We start from the raw sequence: 18986 nt of genomic DNA, 5'->3' as shown, positions 1-18986 counted from the left end.
TTAGAGGCTTCTACTCCTGTAGTATCTTTAACTGAGTTAATTGCTGAAATCAAGGCTCCATTTTCATCGCCATCTTTATATTCAACCTCACCAATTTTTACCCCATTAATAGCAAAATTTTGATCAGTTTTACCTGCTTTAATATTACCAACACCTGTAGTTTCAACTAAGAAATTTGCTCTAACACCTGTGATATCAGAAACTCTATTAATCTCTTCAGCTAAAGCACCAAGTCCTGTTCCTACTGAAGTAGAAATCACTACGGGTTGGAATTTAAAATCATCTATACCATTATAGTTTTTAATAGTAAGCTGAGCTATACCACTATCTTTAGCTTGAGAACCTGTTTCAAATCTAGTTACACCTATTTTAGAGCTTTGAGTTGAACCAATACTTGCTTTGATAGATTGATTTGACTGTGCACCTACTTGGAATTCTTGATTTACAAAACCACCACTTAATAACTGCTTTCCATTGAATGAAGTTTGATTTGCAATATTGTCAAGTTGCTCCATCAAACGATTAATATCAGCTTGAAGCATATTTCTTGTTTTGGTAGTTTGTCCATCTTGTGCTGCTTGAGTAGCTTTTACTTTGATAGTATCTAAGATTTTAAGCTGCTCATCCATAGCCTTATCAGCTGTTTGTAAAATACCTAAAGCATCATTACCATTGCTTATAGCTTGACCTAAAGTATTAGCTTGCGATCTTAAGCTATCTGCTATAGCCATACCTGAAGCATCATCTGCTGCAGAATTGATTCTAAGACCTGAACTTAATCTGCTTAGAGAGTTATCTAATGCTCTTGAGTTTAAATTTGCGTTGTTTTGAGCATTTAAAGATGCCACATTAGTATTTATACGAAATCCCATTTTAAATCCTTTTAAATAAATTCAACCGCTTCCATGCAGTTGTTTAAACTATATCGAAAAAATGATAAAAAAATTTATACTTTTAAGATATTTTTATATTCATTTATAGAATTTTCCATACTTGCTAGACTTAATGCTGTAAATTCTAAAAATATTTTTAAAAAATCTGCATAACTTGATAAAGCATTTTGAGACTCTTGATATAAACTCACATTAAAAAAGCCCCTATGATAAAATAATGGTTTATACATAAAACTTTGTAAAATTTTTACATTATCTAATAAATCATTAAAATCAAAAATAGATTCTGATACTTGCTCATCAAAAACTGCATTTTGATTTTGCAAAATTACTAAAAGATCTTTTGCTTTTTGATGTAAAGCATTTAACTCTAAATAATCTTTTTGTAAAATTTCCAAAGATTTTTTTAATAATTTTTCTTGCCTATTAATACTTAAAACATTTGGAAATACATAATCTTGTTTTTTATCTTTATATAGTGCTAAAACCTTTTCAAAAGGTATCTCTATGGTATAATCTATAAAAGCTCCACCTTCTGTGGCATTATAAAACTTAACATTAGGATGAGATAAAAATAAAACTTCCAATCTTTTTCTAAATTCATCCCAGCCTATATTTGTTTGAATAAACCCTTTCTTTCCATAAGGCAAAACATTTAATTTAGTAGCATCGTGTTGAGCTTTTTCCTCATCACGAAAAGTAAAGTTAGCTGCATCTGCGTGAGATTTTCCACTATCACTAAAAGCCAAATCTTGTCCTATCATGATTACATTAGTAAATCCCAAAGCTATAGCAAAATTATAAGCAAAATGAGCCACATTGATACCAATATCTAAATAACCAAAATCATTTAAATTAAATTTTTGTTGATAATCTAAATTTTTTAAAATAAAAATTTTTGGATTTTTATTTTCTAAAATTTGCATTAAAGCTTTATCTACAGCAGCATTTATAATATAAATGGGTTCTTTTTTACTTTGTGGTAAATTTTCATAAAAACTTGCACATTCTTCGTAAATATCCATAGAAAAAACAAAATCAGGATAAATTTCATTCTTAAGTAAAGTCTTATAAGTAGCATCTAAAGCAAATATCACATAATCATCTTGACAAGTTTTTAAAAGCTTAAGTTGTTTATTTAAAGAAGGACCTGCGCACACCACAATAACACTTTTATTTCTTCCTTTATTTTCATAAATAAATCTTTGAAAAGGAATGTTTTTTAAGACTAAAGGTATGTTAGATAAAAATTGTTTATAAATTTTAGCATCCATAGTAAAACTTGTATCAACATTTCCCACCACTCTTTTTATCACATCTAAACATTTGTGATACACAAAATCAAACATGGGACTATTGTTATAAAATTCACTATAAGGTAAAAGTTTAAAAAGCCCTAAATACTCAAAACAATCTTTTTGTGAAAAAAGCAAAACAAGATACTCTTCTAATCTTTTCTCTTCTACATCACAAAGATATATTTTTCCGCTTGAAAGCTCTTGACTTAAATCCATCTTGCTTAAAACATTAGCAAAAAATTCTGCTTTATCAAAAATAAAAATGTGTTTATTAATAAGTTTTTTTAAAAAAAGCCCATCTCCTATACCGCAAAAAAATATATTAGGTTTTATTAAATCATCTTTTGAGGGCACAAAGGGTGTTTGACTTGGAAAGATGTCGATAAATTCTTCTTTTAAAGATAGAATTTTTTTTTGTAATGGTTTATTGGTAAATTCTAAAGCTTGTAAGTTTTTTTGCAAAAACATTTTATATCCTATGAAATTAAATTATAGAAAATTATATCATTAATTGCATTTTATTTAAAAATCCATCTAAGCAAAAAATTTAACTTTTTTTTATACACTTTTACTAATTTTAATCCTTATAAGGAAAATAATGAAAAATTTAATCATAGTAGAATCACCTGCTAAAGCTAAAACCATAGGTAATTTTCTAGGTAAAGACTATGAAGTAATAGCTTCTAAAGGTCACATTAGAGATTTACCTAAAACTAGCTTTGGTATAAAAATAGAAGATGAAAATTTTAAACCAGAATATAGAATTTCAAATGATCATTCAAGTTTAGTAAAAGAACTCAAAGAAAAGGCTAAAAAAGCTAAAACCATCTACCTTGCAACCGATGAGGATCGTGAGGGTGAAGCCATAGCTTATCATATAGCTAAGGCTATTAATAAAGATGAAAATTCCCTACCACGCATAGTTTTTCATGAGATTACTAAAAGCGCTATAGAAAATGCTTTAAAAAACCCAAGATCTTTAAATGTAAATAGCGTCAATGCTCAACAAACTAGACGCTTACTTGATCGTATAGTAGGCTATAAATTAAGTCCTTTACTAAATCAAAAAATCCAAAAAGGCTTAAGTGCAGGGCGTGTGCAAAGCGCGGCTTTAAAAATCATCGTCGATAGAGAAAGAGAAATAAAAGCTTTTATTCCTTTAAAATACTTTAGTATAGATATGATTTTTGAAAAAGACTTGCAAGCTGAATTAGTCGAATTTCAAAATCAAAAGATAGAAAAACTAAGTCTAACTAACGAAGATAGAGCCAAACTCATCTTTGAAGCTTGCAAAAATGCTAACTTTAAAATAAAAGATATAGAAAGTAAAGATAGAAAAATAGCTCCACAAGCACCTTTTATGACTTCAACCCTGCAACAAAGTGCGAGCAATCGCCTAGGTTTTAACCCTAAAAAAACCATGATGATTGCTCAAAAACTTTACGAGGGTGTAAAAACCCATCAAGGTATTATGGGTGTGATTACTTATATGAGAACTGACAGCTTAAACATCGCAAAAGAAGCTTTAGAAGAAGTAAGAAAACTCATCAAAAATGATTTTGGCAAAGAATACTTACCAAGCAAAGCAAATATTTATACCACTAAAAGCAAAGGCGCTCAAGAAGCACATGAAGCTATAAGACCGACTAATCTTAGCTTTACGCCAAAACTTGCAAGTGAATTTTTAGAAAAAGATGAAGCAAGATTATATACTTTAATATATAATCGCTTTTTAGCTTCACAAATGAATCCTGCTATATCTCAAACTCAAAATGTCTATGCGAAATCAAACGAAGCAAGTTTTAAAATAAGCGGTAGAAAAATTTTATTTGATGGGCATTATAAAGTATATGGAGATATGGATAAAGATAAAATTTTACCTAATTTAAAACTAGAAGATATACTAAATATACAAAATATAGAATTAAACTCGCATTTTACCGAGCCACCTTCAAGATACTCTGAAGCTGGACTTGTTAAAAAGTTAGAAAATCTTGGCATAGGACGCCCTTCTACTTATGCTCCAACCATCTCTTTACTTAGTGCAAGAGAATATGTGCGTATAGATAAAAAACAAATCATACCTAATGAAATAGCCTTTGTTGTAACAGAAGTTTTAGAACAAAACTTTAGCGATATAGTAGATAGTGATTTTACTTCTAAAATGGAAGATAAACTTGATATCATTGCAGAAGGCAAAATGGACTGGCAAGAAGTTTTAAGAGAGTTTTATTTTCCTTTTATGAGAAAAATTGATGAAGGTAAAAAAAACATAAAAAGCCAAAAAACTTTCACAAAGCTAGATGAAACCTGCCCTGATTGTGGTGGAGAGCTTGCTATAAGAAAAGGAAGATATGGAGAATTTATAGCTTGTTTAAATTTTCCAAAATGTAAATACTCAAGAAATTTAAAACAAGAAACACAAAATGAAGAAAAAAGCGAGAAAAAACTCAATACCATAGGCGTGAAATGCCCAAGCTGTCAAGAAGGCGAGATCGTAGAGCGTTTTTCTAAGCGTGGTAAATTTTATGGATGTAGTGCTTATCCAAAATGCAACTATATAAGTAAATACAAACCAAGTGAAGAAAAATGTAGCAAATGTGGCGAAACTTTGATTATCAAAGAGCTTAAAAAAGGCACATTTTTAGAGTGCTTAAAATGCAAAATCAAAAAGGAAATTTAATGCAAATTATGCTTTGTGCTATATCTAATATAGCAAGTGGAGGGTGCGGGGAAGATTGTAAATACTGCACTCAAAGCGCTCATGTAAAAACTAATATCAACAAATATAAAAGAAAAGATATAGATCAAATTGTTTTAGAAGCTAAAATGGCTAAGAAAAACGAGGCTTTAGGTTTTTGTTTAGTTACAGCAGGTGCTGGACTTGATGATGAAAAACTTGAGTATGTGTGCAAAGTAGCTCATGCGGTGCAAAAAGAAGTAGAAGGACTTTTACTTATAGCTTGCAATGGTATAGCAAATTTAGAACAACTCAAAGAATTAAAAAAAGCAGGAATTTTTTCTTATAATCATAATCTAGAAACTTCTAAAGAATTTTTTCCAAACATATGCTCTACGCATACTTGGGAGCAAAGATTTCAAACTAATCTTTATGCTAAAGAAGCAGGTTTAATGCTTTGCTGTGGCGGAATTTATGGTCTTGGAGAAAGTGAAGCTGATAGAAAAAGTTTCAGAACAAGTTTAAAAGAGCTTGATCCTTTTTCCTCGCCTATTAATTTTTTCATACCAAATGAAAATTTAAAGCTCAAACAAAACTTATTAAATGCTGATGAGGCGTTAAATATCATCAAAGATACTAAAAAAGACTTACCAAATGCACATATCATGGTAGCAGGTGGTAGAGAAGTAGTACTAAAGGAAAGACAATATGAAATTTTTGACGCAGGAGCTAGTGCTATAGTAGTAGGTGATTATCTTACAACTAAAGGCGAAGAACCTAGCAAAGATATACAAAAACTAAAACAAATGGGATTTAGCTTTGCTAGCTCATGCCATTGATGCTCAAGCTGCTACGGATTTAAAAATTTTATTAGTCGTAGCAGGATGTTTGCTTACTTCACCTTATATTGCTAAATTTTTAAAACTCCCACTTTCAGCCACTGAAATTATGCTTGGCTCTTTTATAGGATTTTTAGGTTTTATAGGAGAAAGTGAGAATTTTAAGCTTTTGGCTAATGCAGGATTTTACTATCTTATGTTTATAGCAGGGATGGAAATCAATCTTAAAACCTTTTTAAAAACCGAAAGAAGCTTACTTAATAAAGCTTTTATTTACATCATACTTTTATATGTTTTTAGTGTTTTAGCGGTTGAAAGTATAGATATTTCTTATATTTTTGTCATTATCATACCTGTTATGAGCGTGGGTTTGCTCTCAACGCTTTATAGAGACTTTGGCAAAAACTGTGAATGGCTTAATGTATCCATGGTGGTAGCCACTTTAGCTGAAGTTGTGAGCATAGTTTTACTTACCATAGCTGCAGCATTTTTGGGAAAAGGTGCTGATCTTTTCTCACTCACTCAAAATTTATTATACTTGGTGGGATTTTTAGCACTTTGTATTTTTGGATTTAAATTTTTAGAAGTACTTTTTTGGTGGTATCCACAACTTAAAACCATACTCATGCCTTGGCAAGATCAAAATGAAAAAGATATAAGATTTTGCATGGCAATTTTCATAGCCATAGTTGCGATTATGATTTATTTTAAACTTGAAGTTGCACTTGGAGCTTTTATAGCGGGTTCATTTATAGCTACTTTTTTTGATCATAAAAAAGACTTAGAGCACAAACTTTCTAGTTTTGGTTATGGCTTTTTAATCCCTATATTTTTCATTTATATAGGTTCAAGCTTTAAACTCCAAATGCTTTTAAATCCTCAAGTTTTAATCATAGCTTTTTCACTAACTATCTTTATGATAGGACTAAGAATACTTTGTGCTATGACTTTTGTAAAAATACTTGGTTTAAAAAATACCTTTTTATTTGGCTTAAGCCATTCTATGCCACTAACCTTACTTATCGCAGTAGCTACGCTTTCTTATCAAACTAATATTATCACTCAAGATATATACTCAGGATTAGTACTTACTGCTTTACTTGAAGCAATTTTAGCTATTAGCTTAATAAAATTTATCAATAATCTTAGTAGAAAATAACTCTACTAAGTATTTATTTTCACTTGCTATAATTTTCTTATGAAAAATTTAGACACACTTTTAGAATTAGCCTTAAAAGCAGGCAAAGAAGCCTCTAAGATATTGCTTGAATATAAAGACAAAAATACCTTATGGCTTAAAGATGATGATTCCCCGGTAGGTTTAGCTGATATAAAATCTAATGAAGCTATTAGTGAAATTTTAGCTTCAGGCGATATAGCTATATGCTCTGAAGAAAATATACTTTCTTATGAAGAAAGAAAAAATTTAGAGTATTTTTGGCTAATAGATCCTCTTGATGGCACTAAATCTTATGCTAAAAAAGATAAAGAATATTGTGTTTTAATCGCATTAATCCATAAAAACACTCCTGTGCTTTCGCTTATAGGCGATGTGGAAAATAATGCGTTTTATTATGCACATACCCATACTAAAGTTTATAAAAATAATGAAATTTTAAATCTTAGTTTAGAGCAATACGAAAAGGTTAAAAATATAGCCCTTTACTCTAAAAATCATGATAATAATGAAGATTTTTTTATTCAAAATCATCTTGAAGGCATTAAGGTTTCATCTGCTTTAAAGTTTGTATATTTACTTGAAGCAAAAGCTGGAATTTACCCGCGTTTTGGCGGCCCAAAAGCTTGGGATATAGCCGCGGGAGATTTTTTAGTCAAACAAAATGGTGGAATTTTATACGATTTTGATAAAAAGGCCTTAAACTACAATAGTCCTGATTTTAAACTTCCAAGTTTTATAGCTTTTGCTAAGAATGAATTTAAATTAAAAGGTTTTTAGTGAGATTTTTTTTGGTGTTTTTGTGTTTTTTAAGTGCTATTTATGCCAATTCTTTTGCAAATAAAAAAATCATCAAATTACAAAATAATGATGATTTTAATATCATCAATCTTGATCAAGATATAAATTATGATAAACTCTCACACATTAGCACCTTAGCTTTAGTGCCAAGCTATGAAAAAGAATATAATTTTTATTTTTCAAATTTAAAAATCGATGCTAAAACCATGGCAAAAGACACACTAAAAGCATTAAGTGCTATTTTAAATGAGCAAAATAATTTTACCTTACTTAGTCAAAAAGAAAATCAAACTTATATCAATAGTCAAAATATCTTACAAATAAATAAAAATTTCATCAATGCAAGTGAGTTTTTAGAATTTAATCGTTTCAAAAAGGCTGATTTTGTTATTTTGCTAGATTTAAAAAGCATTCAAGCAAGCCAACAAAATTTCTTGCTTTTTTCCAATTTTGAAGTCAAAGCCGACATAGAATACAAACTTTTTAATGCCAAAACAAAAAAACTAAAAGATCATAAAATCCTTACTATCAATACTCAATTTAGCACAAATGATAAAAATAAATCTTATCAAGAATTAGTTCAAGAAATAGCTAAAATTGTTTATGAAGATATTAAAAATACTATATAATTACCACTTCTTCTTCTAAAACAATCCCAAATTCTTCAAAAACTCTTTTTTTAGCAAGCTCTATCAAAAATAAAGCATCATCAAAACTAGCATGTTTTTTATTGATTAAAAAATTTGCATGTTCATTGCTAAACATCGCATCATTTTTGCTAAAACCTTTAAGATTAACTGCTTCTATCAACCTTCCTGCATGATCGTTTTTGGGATTTTTAAAAATAGAGCCAAAGCTAGCACCTTTTGGTTGATTTTTTCTTGCATTTTTTAAAAGCTCATCTTTAACTGGGTCAAATCCATATTCTAAAAAAAACTTCGCGCTAAACATCACTTCTTTAATAGGATTAAACCTATAAGCAAAAGCAATATTTTGTTTTAAAATTTCTTGATTAAAAGTGCAAATACTAATTAAATTTTTGCTAATATCCTCATCTTTTAATCCTGCATTCATTTTTAAAATACCGCCCAAAGTCCCTGGGATATTTTTTAAAAACTCAAAGCCTTTTAGGTTATTTTCTTTAGCAAAATGATACATTTTAAAAGATTTCACACTAGAGCCTATCTCTAAAAACATGCCTTTTTCATTTTGCTCTAAAATTTTAATATAATCAAAACTTTTCCCTAAAATTCCAAGTTTTTTGGGTTTTGGAGAGATTAAAAGATTATTTGCCCCACCTATTAAAAAACCATCAAATTCGCAAGGCTCTTCAAGTGTTTGCACTTCAAAGCTCTCACCTATACGCACAGAAGAATACTTAGAAAAATCAATAATCATCTAATAAAGCTTGGAATTTGATTTAAAATATTAGTTGTAAAATCAATCATAGAACTTATCATCCAAGGCATTAAAAATACTATTACCACAACAACAAGTAAAATTTTTGGCACAAAAGAAAGCGTGGCTTCGTTAATTTGCGTTACAGCTTGAAAAATACTTATAATAAGCCCTGCAATAAGCCCTGCTAAAAGCATAGGTAAAGAAAGCATAAGTGTGATTTTAAAAGTTTGTACACCCAAGGCTACTAAAGTACTTTCCATATTTTCTCCTTAAAATTTAAATTCTATCAAGAATTTCTAAATTCTTCATACTCACTAGGGATAAGATAATCTTTACTTTTTATTAACTTCTCATAAAATCCATGATTATATCCAAGCTCAAAAAGCTTATCTATGGCATTGTATTGTTTATCATTCATATTAATAGAGTTTTTATTTGCATATAAATTTAAATACACATCAAGTTTTTGTGCATCAACGCGTATTAAATTACGCTCTAAAAGCATGGAGGCTAAGATTTTTCTATTATGATCGGCTACTTCTACTGCTTTAATCAAATCTTTTTCAACCGCTATTGCATCACTAAGCGGTAAAGATCTTCTAAGGGCCATACCACCTAAAGGTAAAGGTAAATCATTTTTTGCTAATTCTTGCCAAATATCCCAAAGTTCAGCCTCAACACACAAACTAGAATCAAATTCTAAAATGCTCTCATGTATAAGCACTCCCGCATCAACTTCATCTTCTAAAACAGCCTTTTCAATCTCTAAAAAATTCTTATAAATTATTCTAGCTTGTGGATATTTTATGCGAAAGATTAAAGCATTAGTAGTGTGTGCTCCACTTAAAGCAACTTTAAAATTTGGCTTTAATTTTTTATTCTTTTTCTTAATAAGCTTTGGCCCATAACCCTCACCAAAACTCACAGCAGTTTTTAATAAAGCATATTCACTAGCTATTAAAGGATAAAGTGCAAAAGATATCGCACTAACATCGTATATATTTTCCAATGCAAGCTCATTTAAAGTTTGTATATCCAAGGCTGTATTTTCATACTCATAAGCATTTCCAACCCAACCAAATTTAATCGCCATATACATAAAAATATCATCAGCATCAGGAGAGTGTGCTACGCTAATTTTTTTATTCATTTTTTTCCTTAAAAATCTAAAAAAGTATTTTAGCAAAATTCAAAATAAAAACTTATATTAAATTTCTTTTTGATACAATTTTAAACATATTATAAAAGGATTAACAAGCATGGATGATAATAAAAGAAAATCACTTGATGCAGCCTTAAAAAGTCTTGATAAAACCTTTGGAAAAGGCACCATATTAAGACTTGGCGATAAAGAAGTTGAAAAAATTGATTCTATTCCTACAGGTTCTGTTGGACTTGATTTAGCTTTAGGAATTGGCGGGGTTCCAAAAGGAAGAATTATAGAAATTTATGGACCTGAAAGTTCAGGTAAAACTACACTTACCTTACACATCATAGCAGAATGTCAAAAAAAAGGTGGAGTTTGTGCGTTTATTGATGCTGAACACGCTCTTGATGTAAGATATGCAAAAAATTTAGGCGTTGATACAGAAAATCTTTACATCTCTCAACCAGATTTTGGAGAACAAGCCTTAGAAATCGTTGAAACTATAGCAAGAAGTGGAGCCATTGATCTAATAGTGGTAGATAGCGTTGCTGCACTTACCCCAAAAGCAGAAATCGAAGGTGATATGGGGGATCAACATGTAGGTCTTCAAGCAAGATTAATGAGTCAAGCTTTAAGAAAATTAACCGGTATCGTTCATAAAATGAACACTACTGTAATTTTCATCAATCAAATTCGTATGAAAATAGGCATGATGGGCTATGGCACTCCTGAAACAACTACCGGCGGAAATGCTTTAAAATTTTATGCTTCAGTGCGTTTAGATGTAAGAAAAACAGCCACCTTAAAACAAAATGATGAGCCTATTGGAAACCGTGTTAAAGTAAAAGTGGCTAAAAACAAAGTAGCCCCTCCTTTTAAACAAGCTGAATTTGATGTGATGTTTGGTGAGGGTGTAAGTCGTGAAGGTGAGCTAATAGATTATGGTGTAAAACTTGATATTATTGATAAAAGTGGTGCATGGTTTTCTTACAAGGCTTCTAAACTTGGTCAAGGTAGAGAAAATGCTAAAGCCTTTTTAAAAGAAAATCCAGCTATTGCAGATGAAATTACTCAAGCTATACAAAACTCAATCGGTATAGATAGTATGATTTTGGGCGCAAAAGAAGACGATGAAGGAGAAGAATAATGTTGATTATTGAAGATTTAAGAGCTTTTGAAGTTTTAGATAGTAGAGGTAATCCTACCATTAAAGCTGAAATCATGCTAAGCGATGGCAGTGTGGGCAGTGCTATCGTTCCAAGTGGTGCAAGCACAGGAAAAAAAGAAGCTTTAGAATTAAGAGACAATGATGAGAGATTTGGCGGAAAAGGTGTTTTAAAAGCGATTGAAAATATCAATGGCACCATAGCTGAAAATATTATAGGGCTTGATGCTTTTAATCAAACCCAACTAGATAATACTCTTTTAGAGCTTGATGGCACAAAAAACTACTCTAATCTAGGAGCAAATGCAACTTTAGGAATTTCTATGGCAACAGCACGCGCTGCTGCTAATGCGCTAGGTGTGCCTTTATATCGCTACTTAGGTGGAGCAAATGCAAGTGTATTACCTGTGCCAATGTGTAATATCATCAACGGTGGTGCACATGCAAACAATAGCGTAGATTTTCAAGAATTTATGATTATGCCTTTTGGTTTTTCAAGCTTTAAAGAAGCATTAAGATCAGTTTGTGAAATTTATGCAGTATTAAAAAAAGAATTAGCTAATCTAGGTCACTCTACTGCTTTAGGCGACGAGGGTGGTTTTGCGCCAAATTTAGCAAACAACACTGAACCTCTTGATCTTTTAATGACTTGTATTAAAAAAGCAGGCTATGAAAATAAAATCAAACTAGCGCTAGATGTAGCAAGTAGTGAGCTTTATAAAGATGGTAAATACCATTTAGAGGGTAAAGTTTTCTCAAGTGAAGACTTGATTGCTCGCTATGAAGAATTATGTGCTAAATATCCTATTTTTAGTATTGAAGATGGTTTGGCTGAAGATGATTATGAAGGTTGGATTAAACTCACTCAAAAGCTTGGTAATAAAATTCAACTTGTGGGTGATGATTTGTTTGTAACTAATGAAGATATTTTAAGAGAAGGTATCATGAAAAATATGGCAAATGCTGTATTAATCAAGCCTAATCAAATCGGAACAATCACTCAAACTATGAGAACAGTAAGACTAGCTCATAGAAATAATTACAGATGTATTATGAGTCATAGAAGTGGGGAAAGCGAAGATGCTTTTATAGCTGATTTTGCAGTAGCGCTTAATACAGGACAAATCAAAACAGGAGCTCTAGCAAGAGGCGAAAGAACTGCTAAATACAATCGCTTATTAGAAATCGAACTTGATAATGATGAGTATTTAGGAGATAAGCTCTGAGTGATTTATTAAAAGAGTATGATGAGCATTCTAAAAAGAAAGAGGCTCGTCATCATCTAATAAAAACTATTGCATTATCATTTGTAGCTATTATTGTTGCTATGTATTTTGGTAATATGTTTTTTGGCAAATCCTCTTTAGATGTTTTATTATCGCTTAAAGAGGAGCAAAAAATTTTAGAGAAAAACATAATAACCTTAAAAGCTAAAAATGCCCAAGCTCAAAAAGAATACTTACAGCTTTTAAGACTTAAAGGAGAAAATTCGCATGAGAATTAAATTTTTTTTACTATTTTTATTATCCTGTGTATTTTTAAATGCAAAAGATAATCCTTTTGACAATAACTCAGAACAACAAAACACCGAGTTTGTAAAACTTAGTCCTTTTCAAAGACAGGATTTTACTTTTAATTCTGATGCAAGAATTTTAAAAAATATTACTATTACTTATATTAATCTTGATGGCTCTGAAGAGCAAACTACTCTAGATATATACAAAAGTATCAATTGGCATGATACTTACTCATTTATAAAAGCCAAAAGTCCAAATGCCACACCTATACTTGATGTATCTGTTACTGTGCCACAAGAACAAGGGGTAAAAAACACTAAAACAGAAGAAAACAATACCACTTTAAACATTGAAACACCAATTTTTAGTGGAAATATTTATAATTTTATTTCTATTAGCTTTTATAACAATAAGATTAATATCAAAACCGAAGATAGAATGCTAAGACATTTATCTATAGGAGATCCAACTAAAATCATTATAGATTTTGCTAAAAAGCAAAATTTCAATACAAAAACTTTACAAGTTAATACTGCTCATGTTAGAAAAGTTGTATTTGGATCACATAAAGGATATTATCGTTTGGTAATTTATCTTGATGGAAAATATAGTTATAAATACTCTCAAGGTGAAAATTTACATACCTTTAACTATCGCTAAGAGTTTTTAAAAACTCTTAAGCAAATCTGTGATCATAAATAATCATTTGAAATCTTTGAGCTATCATTTTAGCTCTTTCTATAACAATACTTCTTGGTTCATCTTCAAAAACTTCTTGCAAACTCTCATCAAACAGATTAAGCCAAACATCAAAAAATTCTCTTGGAAATGAAGGTAATTCATGATGAACTCTCAAAGGAGAACCGCTATAACTTGGATCACCTAAAAACATCCCTGCCCAAAAACTTGCTATTTTTTCTTTGTGTTTTTTCCAACTCTCATCATCTATACCAATTTTTTCATTAAAAATAGGCCCTAAATCCTTGTCTATTCTAACTTTTGCATAAAAAACATCCATAAGTTTTTTTATACCCTCATGATTAATAGTTTCAAATTTCATACTTTTCCTTAAAAAATAATTTTGGCTTATTGTATTAAATTTAGAAATTAAAAATATAAACAAAAGTCAATTTTTAGTATAATCATAAAAACAAATTTAAAGAAAAAATATGACTTATACTATTTTACCACCCAATCAATTCTTGGATAATTATATTTTAAATATACAATTACACCAATTAGCAAATATTTCTAAAAATGCTTATAAATTTTGGAAAAATGTTCAGGCAGCACGCTATCAAGGCACAAGAGTGGTATTTTTACATAAAAAAAGTATTTTACAAAAACACCAACATCTTATACAAAAATGTGAAAATCTAAGTGGCTTTGTATTAGCAAGTGCCTTTTGCTCATTTACTACTTTAGCTCCATCACATTTGGTAGAAAAAAATAATTCTCAAATTTATAAAATCTTAGATATAAAAGAAGTTTGTGGGGTTAAATTTGTAAATTTAAAGGCATTTTATGATTTTTTAAATTTAGATTATAGTTATAATATTTATATCGAAAAATGCCATTTTTTCAGTCCTACTCCTTTGGAAAAACGCATTAAAATCACTGAGAGTATGTGCGTTGGGTATTACTAAGATATTTAAATATCAAAGCACAAGCAAGCGAAATTATAGCCATAGTAAACATATAAAATCCTAAAGAAAAACGAACAATATTTTCTAAATTTCCCAAAGCAATAGTGTGTAAAAATAAAGCAAGTTGCGGAGTAAACCCACCAGCTATTGCATAAGCTATATTATAAGAAAAACTAAGCCCTGAAAATTTAACCTTAGCATCAAATACCTCACTCATCATCAAAGGACAAAAATTCATCACTCCGGTAAAAAAGCAAGCGCTTAAATAGTACACACTCACTAAATTAAAATCAGGTGTTTTAGTATAAAGAGCGTTAAAATAAAATAAACAAGTTAAGAAAAATCCTAGCGAAAAAATCATACAAGCTTTTACTATACCTATTTTATCAGCCAAAATTCCACTTAATATACAACCAATTACAAGCAAAACTATACCAAACATTTGTATGTAAGTTTGAAAGCTTGCATCAATATTTAACATTTTTGCCATAAAAGAAGGTATAGTTAAAATCATCACAACAATACAAGCCGTCAAAACCCAAGTTATCAACATAGAAAGTACAACGCCCAGCTTAGCTTTTTTAAATACTTCTTTTAGAGGGAATTTTTCTAAAGCCTTATCTTTTTTCATTTGTTCAAAAACAGGTGTTTCTTGTAAAAATTTACGCAAATAAGCAGAAATAATCCCAAAAATTCCTCCTAAGAAAAATGGAATTCTCCAGGCCCATTCATAAAGTTCTTCTTGTGTAAAAAACTTATTCATCATTAAAAATACAAAACTTCCAAGCAAAATTCCACCTACTACAGAAGCTGTTAAAAATCCAAGATAAGTGCGTTTTTGTCCATTTGGAGCATGCTCAAAAACAAAAACCCAAGCACCAGGTAATTCCCCACCTATAGCTATACCTTGACAAATCCTTACAAATATTAAAAATACTATACATAAATATCCTATGCTTTCATAAGTAGGTATAAAAGCAAGCATAAAAGTTGGCACAACCATCAGTAAAATACTAAGCATAAACATTTTTTTACGACCAAATTTATCGCCAAAATGTGCCATGATTATACCACCAAGTGGTCTAGCTAAATATCCTGCGGCAAAAATTCCATAAGTATTAAACATTTTCCAAAATGGACTTAAATCTTCAGGAAAAAAATTTTTAGAAATATAACTTGCAAAAAATACAAAAATGATAAAATCGTAAAATTCTAAAGTCCCTCCCAAAGAAGAAAGACTCAAAACTTTTATGTCTTTTTTAGTAAGATTTTTACCCACGATTAATCCATCTCATAAGTATCATCATCACTATAATCATCATCGTATTCATAATCATCATCATCATAATTATATGATCTTTGATTATTTGCATAAGTATCATCATCTGCTTCATCATACATTTCATCATCATAATTTTCAAATTCTTCATCATCATAAGCCATTGCAAATCCTTTAAAATTTTTTAGTAGTATTTTAATATAAAAATATACATTTTGGTATAATTTTTCAAACTTTACTTAAGGAAAAATATGAATTTAACGCATTTAGATGAAAAAAATCACCCCAAAATGGTAGATGTAAGTCAAAAAGATATTACCCAAAGAGAAGCTTGTGCAAGCGGTAAAATATACATGAGTAAAGAAGCATTTGAAGCTATCATTGAAAACAAAGCTAAAAAAGGGCCTGTTTTACAAACTGCCATCACAGCAGCCATCATGGGAGCTAAACAAACTTCAAATCTTATCCCAATGTGTCATCCTTTAATGATCTCAAAAGTACAAACCCATATAGAAGAAAACAAAGAAGAATGTTCTTTTCAACTCTTTGTAACCGTAAAATGCGAAGGAAAAACAGGGGTTGAAATGGAAAGCTTAACAGCTGTTAGTATTGGGCTTTTAACTATTTATGATATGGTTAAAGCTATTGATAAAAGTATGCAAATTACTGATATAGTTTTAGAAAGCAAAGAAGGAGGAAAAAGTGGTAAATATCTGCGATCTTAAAAAAGAACCTATTATAAACTACCCTACTTTTTGGGATTATAAGGTCGTTTTTGAAGCTGAAGTTGATGCTTTAGAAATTTTCACCCAAATACTCAATGAAAGAGAATTTAAATATAAAATCTCAAATACTAGCAAACAAGGAACATATAAAAGTTATCTTTTAAGTGTTTATGTCGATAGTAAAGATGATCGTTTAAATATTTTTAATCAATTAAAAAGTAAAGCGAAATTTGTATTATAAAAAAGGAAAAATATGAAAAATTTAGCCATAATTTTTGAAAATTCTCTCTTAGCTTGTGAAAAAAATGAAATTCCAAACTTAATTAGTGAGCTTATTTTTAATCTAAGTTATAAAAAAATTAGTTTTGAAAATACTAGCAATGAAGAGCTTTTTGCTATCTTTTCTAAAGTATTAGAAAAACTTGGACTTATAAATGAAGAAAATATTTCCAAAATAATCCAAGGTATTATTAAAGCTAGAGTTGAAGAAGATAAAAAAGCATTTTTTGTTTATATTAACGAATATGGCAAATTAAAAGTAAAAATAGAAGAACAAAAAAATACCATTAAACACAAAATTTGCGATAACTTTTTTGATTTAGAAAAGACTTTAAAAGATTTAAATTTAAATGAATTTAATATAAGTATCAATGATGCAATGCTTTATGATATAGAAATACTAGGCCTTTTAAAAGAAACTGCCGAGAGTGCTTTTATCACAACTTTAGAAAAAGGTGAAAACATAGAACTTACATCTTGTGAAATCGCTAAAAACCTTGTATTTAATGCAATTTGTGAAGGAAGCTTTGAAAAAGAAAGAATTTTAAAAATATCCCAAGTAGTTTTAAATGCTGCTTTTGAACTTGCTAACGAATCAAAGGCTTTTGCTTATGATTTATGTATAGGAAGTATTTATGGGACACAAGAAGGAATTTCTTTGGCGATTGAAAAATTTAAATCAAGCTTTGCATATAGCGCTTTAGAACATGATTTAAAAAATAAAGAAAAAGAGCTTATAGACATAGAGCAAGAATTTATCCAAATGCTTAAAAAAATATCATTAGAATTTAATAATCCCGTAAAAGATATACTTAAAGATTTATTAGAAAATAAATTTGACACTTTATTTGCCAAATTTAAACGCTTAATACAAGAAAACAGAGAGCAAATTCTTATCAAAATTAATGAAATTAAACAAAATCCAAAAATTGATGATTTTAGCAAGCTAGCACAAAGCAAACTCAATATCTTAGCTAAAGAGTTAAATGAACTCGAAAAACTCGCAAGCCATAAATATAAAAATTTAGATAAAAACAATGCAAAAGAATTGGGAGTGAGATTGTGGGAAAAAGCAAAAAAATTAATTAAAAAAAATATTAATTGATAATTAATTTTTAAAAATTAAAATTACAAAAATAAAATACGGAGGAAATTATGTTTAACACTTTGAAAGTTAAATTGTCTTTAATGGCAAATTTTTTCACTGCACTAAGTTTGATTATTTTAGGTGTGTTAAGTTTTTACTTTACCAAAACATACCTTTATGATAATGAGCTAAAAAGGCAAAATGATATTTTACAAGTTGCTCGAACTTCTTTAGAAACATTTCGAAAGCACAATAGTGATTTAATTTTAAATTTGGAAAAAACAATTTTGGAATTTCCATATGAAAAATTAAATTCCGAACAAGCTTTGATAGATAATGTTGGCTCTATTTTAAAATCATATAGAAAAGCTTCTGGAGTTTTATCTGCTTTTATAAGTTTAGATAATGGAGAAAATCTTGTAAGTAATGATACTAGTGATAAAAATAATAAAAATATCGAAATTTATGGACAAAATATCAACTATGATGCTAGAACTAGACCATGGTATATTGGAGCCAAAGAAAATAAAGATATTTTCATCACTTCTCCTTATATTGATAAAGCAACAAATCAATATGTAATAACATATACTAAATCTATATATAAAAATGGTAATTTTGTAGGAATTATTGGGGTTGATATTCCAGTAAAAGAGCTTCAAGAAAATTTTGAAAATATGCCTGGTAATAGCTTTTTATTTGATGAAAATGGAAAGATATTTGTTGCTAAAAACAAACAGTTATTAGATCCATCGGTAGATCATGGACCGGTATTAAATGCACACAAACAAAATGGTGATTATTCTTTCTTTGAATATGGATTAAAAGGAAAAGAAAGGCTAGGTATATGTGCTAAAATATCTTCTTACCTTGTTTGTAGCACCGAAAGTGCTGATGTTATAAATGAGCCTATTTTCAAAACAGCAACAATACAAACAATTGTTGTAAGTATCATGGTTGCCTTAAGTGTTATCATACTCTACTTCATCATCTCTTATTATCTATCCCCTTTGCAAGCAATCCAAAAAGGTATCAATTCTTTCTTTGACTTC

General features: G+C 29.5%; 22 protein-coding genes. 14 read left to right on the top strand and 8 right to left on the bottom strand.

All coding sequences use genetic code 11. The features are described from left to right. Both L8X97_RS07795 and L8X97_RS07790 read right to left on the bottom strand, forming a co-directional pair. Positions 1-872 (bottom strand): flagellin hook IN motif-containing protein (locus L8X97_RS07795; protein WP_318529832.1); only part of this gene is annotated, 872 nt, incomplete at its 3' end. 74 nt (positions 873-946) lie between these two features. Beyond that, positions 947-2659, bottom strand: coding sequence for a motility associated factor glycosyltransferase family protein (locus L8X97_RS07790; protein ID WP_263663015.1), 1713 nt, complete (start codon positions 2657-2659; stop codon positions 947-949). A gap of 130 nt (positions 2660-2789) precedes the next feature. On the opposite strand from L8X97_RS07790, the gene topA reads away from it, so the two are divergent. The 5 genes from topA to L8X97_RS07765 are packed head-to-tail and all read left to right on the top strand — an operon-like array spanning position 2790 to position 8317. Next, positions 2790-4874 carry a type I DNA topoisomerase gene (gene topA, locus L8X97_RS07785; RefSeq protein WP_412175786.1) on the top strand — a complete coding sequence of 695 codons (2085 nt, stop codon included), beginning with the start codon at positions 2790-2792 and terminating at the stop codon, positions 4872-4874. Next, a complete protein-coding gene (locus tag L8X97_RS07780) occupies positions 4874-5710 on the top strand; it encodes a biotin synthase (RefSeq protein ID WP_263660821.1) in 837 nt (278 codons plus the stop codon). The genes topA and L8X97_RS07780 overlap by 1 nt, the downstream gene beginning before the upstream one ends. After that, positions 5691-6869, top strand: a complete 1179-nt coding sequence (locus L8X97_RS07775) for a cation:proton antiporter (RefSeq protein ID WP_133319939.1) — start codon at positions 5691-5693, stop codon at positions 6867-6869. Before L8X97_RS07780 ends, L8X97_RS07775 begins: the two co-directional genes overlap by 20 nt. A gap of 39 nt (positions 6870-6908) precedes the next feature. Then, positions 6909-7667 carry a 3'(2'),5'-bisphosphate nucleotidase CysQ gene (locus L8X97_RS07770; protein ID WP_263663014.1) on the top strand — a complete coding sequence of 253 codons (759 nt, stop codon included), beginning with the start codon at positions 6909-6911 and terminating at the stop codon, positions 7665-7667. Then, complete coding sequence (locus tag L8X97_RS07765; RefSeq protein ID WP_263663013.1) at positions 7667-8317, top strand: hypothetical protein; 651 nt, start codon at positions 7667-7669, stop codon at positions 8315-8317. Before L8X97_RS07770 ends, L8X97_RS07765 begins: the two co-directional genes overlap by 1 nt. Here the strand turns inward: L8X97_RS07765 and L8X97_RS07760 are convergent. Genes L8X97_RS07760 through L8X97_RS07750 form a run of 3 tightly spaced genes read right to left on the bottom strand, consistent with a single transcriptional unit; the run spans position 8310 to position 10239 of the window. Next, on the bottom strand, positions 8310-9086 hold the full coding sequence (locus L8X97_RS07760) for a UDP-N-acetylmuramate dehydrogenase (protein ID WP_133319942.1): 777 nt from the start codon (positions 9084-9086) through the stop codon (positions 8310-8312). The genes L8X97_RS07765 and L8X97_RS07760 overlap by 8 nt on opposite strands. After that, entirely contained in the window at positions 9083-9349 is a 267-nt protein-coding gene (fliQ, locus tag L8X97_RS07755) for a flagellar biosynthesis protein FliQ (RefSeq protein ID WP_012660903.1), read from the bottom strand. Before fliQ ends, L8X97_RS07760 begins: the two co-directional genes overlap by 4 nt. A gap of 26 nt (positions 9350-9375) precedes the next feature. After that, complete coding sequence (locus L8X97_RS07750) at positions 9376-10239, bottom strand: menaquinone biosynthesis family protein (protein WP_263661946.1); 864 nt, start codon at positions 10237-10239, stop codon at positions 9376-9378. Positions 10240-10348: 109 nt separating this feature from the next. On the opposite strand from L8X97_RS07750, the gene recA reads away from it, so the two are divergent. The 4 genes from recA (at position 10349) to L8X97_RS07730 (ending at position 13578) form a co-directional block, all read left to right on the top strand. Continuing rightward, positions 10349-11383, top strand: coding sequence for a recombinase RecA (gene recA, locus L8X97_RS07745; protein WP_087700900.1), 1035 nt, complete (start codon positions 10349-10351; stop codon positions 11381-11383). Then, positions 11383-12627 carry a phosphopyruvate hydratase gene (eno, locus tag L8X97_RS07740; RefSeq protein WP_220566354.1) on the top strand — a complete coding sequence of 415 codons (1245 nt, stop codon included), beginning with the start codon at positions 11383-11385 and terminating at the stop codon, positions 12625-12627. The genes recA and eno overlap by 1 nt, the downstream gene beginning before the upstream one ends. Before the next feature lie 101 nt (positions 12628-12728). Continuing rightward, positions 12729-12905, top strand: coding sequence for a hypothetical protein (locus L8X97_RS07735; protein ID WP_259443318.1), 177 nt, complete (start codon positions 12729-12731; stop codon positions 12903-12905). Then, positions 12895-13578, top strand: a complete 684-nt coding sequence (locus L8X97_RS07730) for an AMIN domain-containing protein (RefSeq protein WP_133319946.1) — start codon at positions 12895-12897, stop codon at positions 13576-13578. Before L8X97_RS07735 ends, L8X97_RS07730 begins: the two co-directional genes overlap by 11 nt. A 16-nt stretch (positions 13579-13594) precedes the next feature. Here L8X97_RS07730 and L8X97_RS07725 read toward each other — a convergent pair whose 3' ends face one another. Then, positions 13595-13978 carry a group III truncated hemoglobin gene (locus tag L8X97_RS07725; RefSeq protein WP_263661716.1) on the bottom strand — a complete coding sequence of 128 codons (384 nt, stop codon included), beginning with the start codon at positions 13976-13978 and terminating at the stop codon, positions 13595-13597. Between the two features lie 109 nt (positions 13979-14087). On the opposite strand from L8X97_RS07725, the gene L8X97_RS07720 reads away from it, so the two are divergent. Beyond that, the gene (locus L8X97_RS07720; protein WP_263659937.1) at positions 14088-14564 is read left to right on the top strand and encodes a cysteine permease; all 477 of its coding nucleotides are present in this window, start codon (positions 14088-14090) and stop codon (positions 14562-14564) included. On the opposite strand, the gene L8X97_RS07715 is transcribed toward L8X97_RS07720, so the two are convergent. Together L8X97_RS07715 and L8X97_RS07710 are read right to left on the bottom strand one after the other, a co-directional pair. Next, positions 14533-15843 carry an MFS transporter gene (locus L8X97_RS07715; RefSeq protein ID WP_263661717.1) on the bottom strand — a complete coding sequence of 437 codons (1311 nt, stop codon included), beginning with the start codon at positions 15841-15843 and terminating at the stop codon, positions 14533-14535. The genes L8X97_RS07720 and L8X97_RS07715 overlap by 32 nt on opposite strands. 2 nt (positions 15844-15845) lie before the next feature. Next, the gene (locus tag L8X97_RS07710; RefSeq protein ID WP_133319950.1) at positions 15846-16007 is read right to left on the bottom strand and encodes a highly acidic protein; all 162 of its coding nucleotides are present in this window, start codon (positions 16005-16007) and stop codon (positions 15846-15848) included. 87 nt (positions 16008-16094) lie between these two features. Between L8X97_RS07710 and moaC the strand changes: the two genes are divergently transcribed. The 4 genes from moaC to L8X97_RS07690 all read left to right on the top strand — a co-directional run. Further along, entirely contained in the window at positions 16095-16568 is a 474-nt protein-coding gene (gene moaC, locus L8X97_RS07705) for a cyclic pyranopterin monophosphate synthase MoaC (protein WP_133319951.1), read from the top strand. Continuing rightward, positions 16546-16809 carry a DUF493 family protein gene (locus L8X97_RS07700; RefSeq protein ID WP_133319952.1) on the top strand — a complete coding sequence of 88 codons (264 nt, stop codon included), beginning with the start codon at positions 16546-16548 and terminating at the stop codon, positions 16807-16809. The genes moaC and L8X97_RS07700 overlap by 23 nt, the downstream gene beginning before the upstream one ends. Before the next feature lie 12 nt (positions 16810-16821). Beyond that, positions 16822-17952: a hypothetical protein gene (locus tag L8X97_RS07695; protein WP_263663012.1), complete on the top strand. Its 1131-nt coding sequence runs from the start codon at positions 16822-16824 to the stop codon at positions 17950-17952. Between the two features lie 50 nt (positions 17953-18002). After that, the coding region (locus tag L8X97_RS07690) for a cache domain-containing protein (protein WP_263663011.1) at positions 18003-18986 on the top strand (984 nt) is incomplete at its 3' end.

It is taken from the genome of Campylobacter sp. CNRCH_2013_0671h, from assembly GCF_025773055.1.
Lineage (GTDB): Bacteria > Campylobacterota > Campylobacteria > Campylobacterales > Campylobacteraceae > Campylobacter_D > Campylobacter_D lari_D.
The sequence above is the reverse complement of the archived record's forward strand: the minus strand, read 5'-3'. Positions and strand labels throughout refer to the sequence as shown.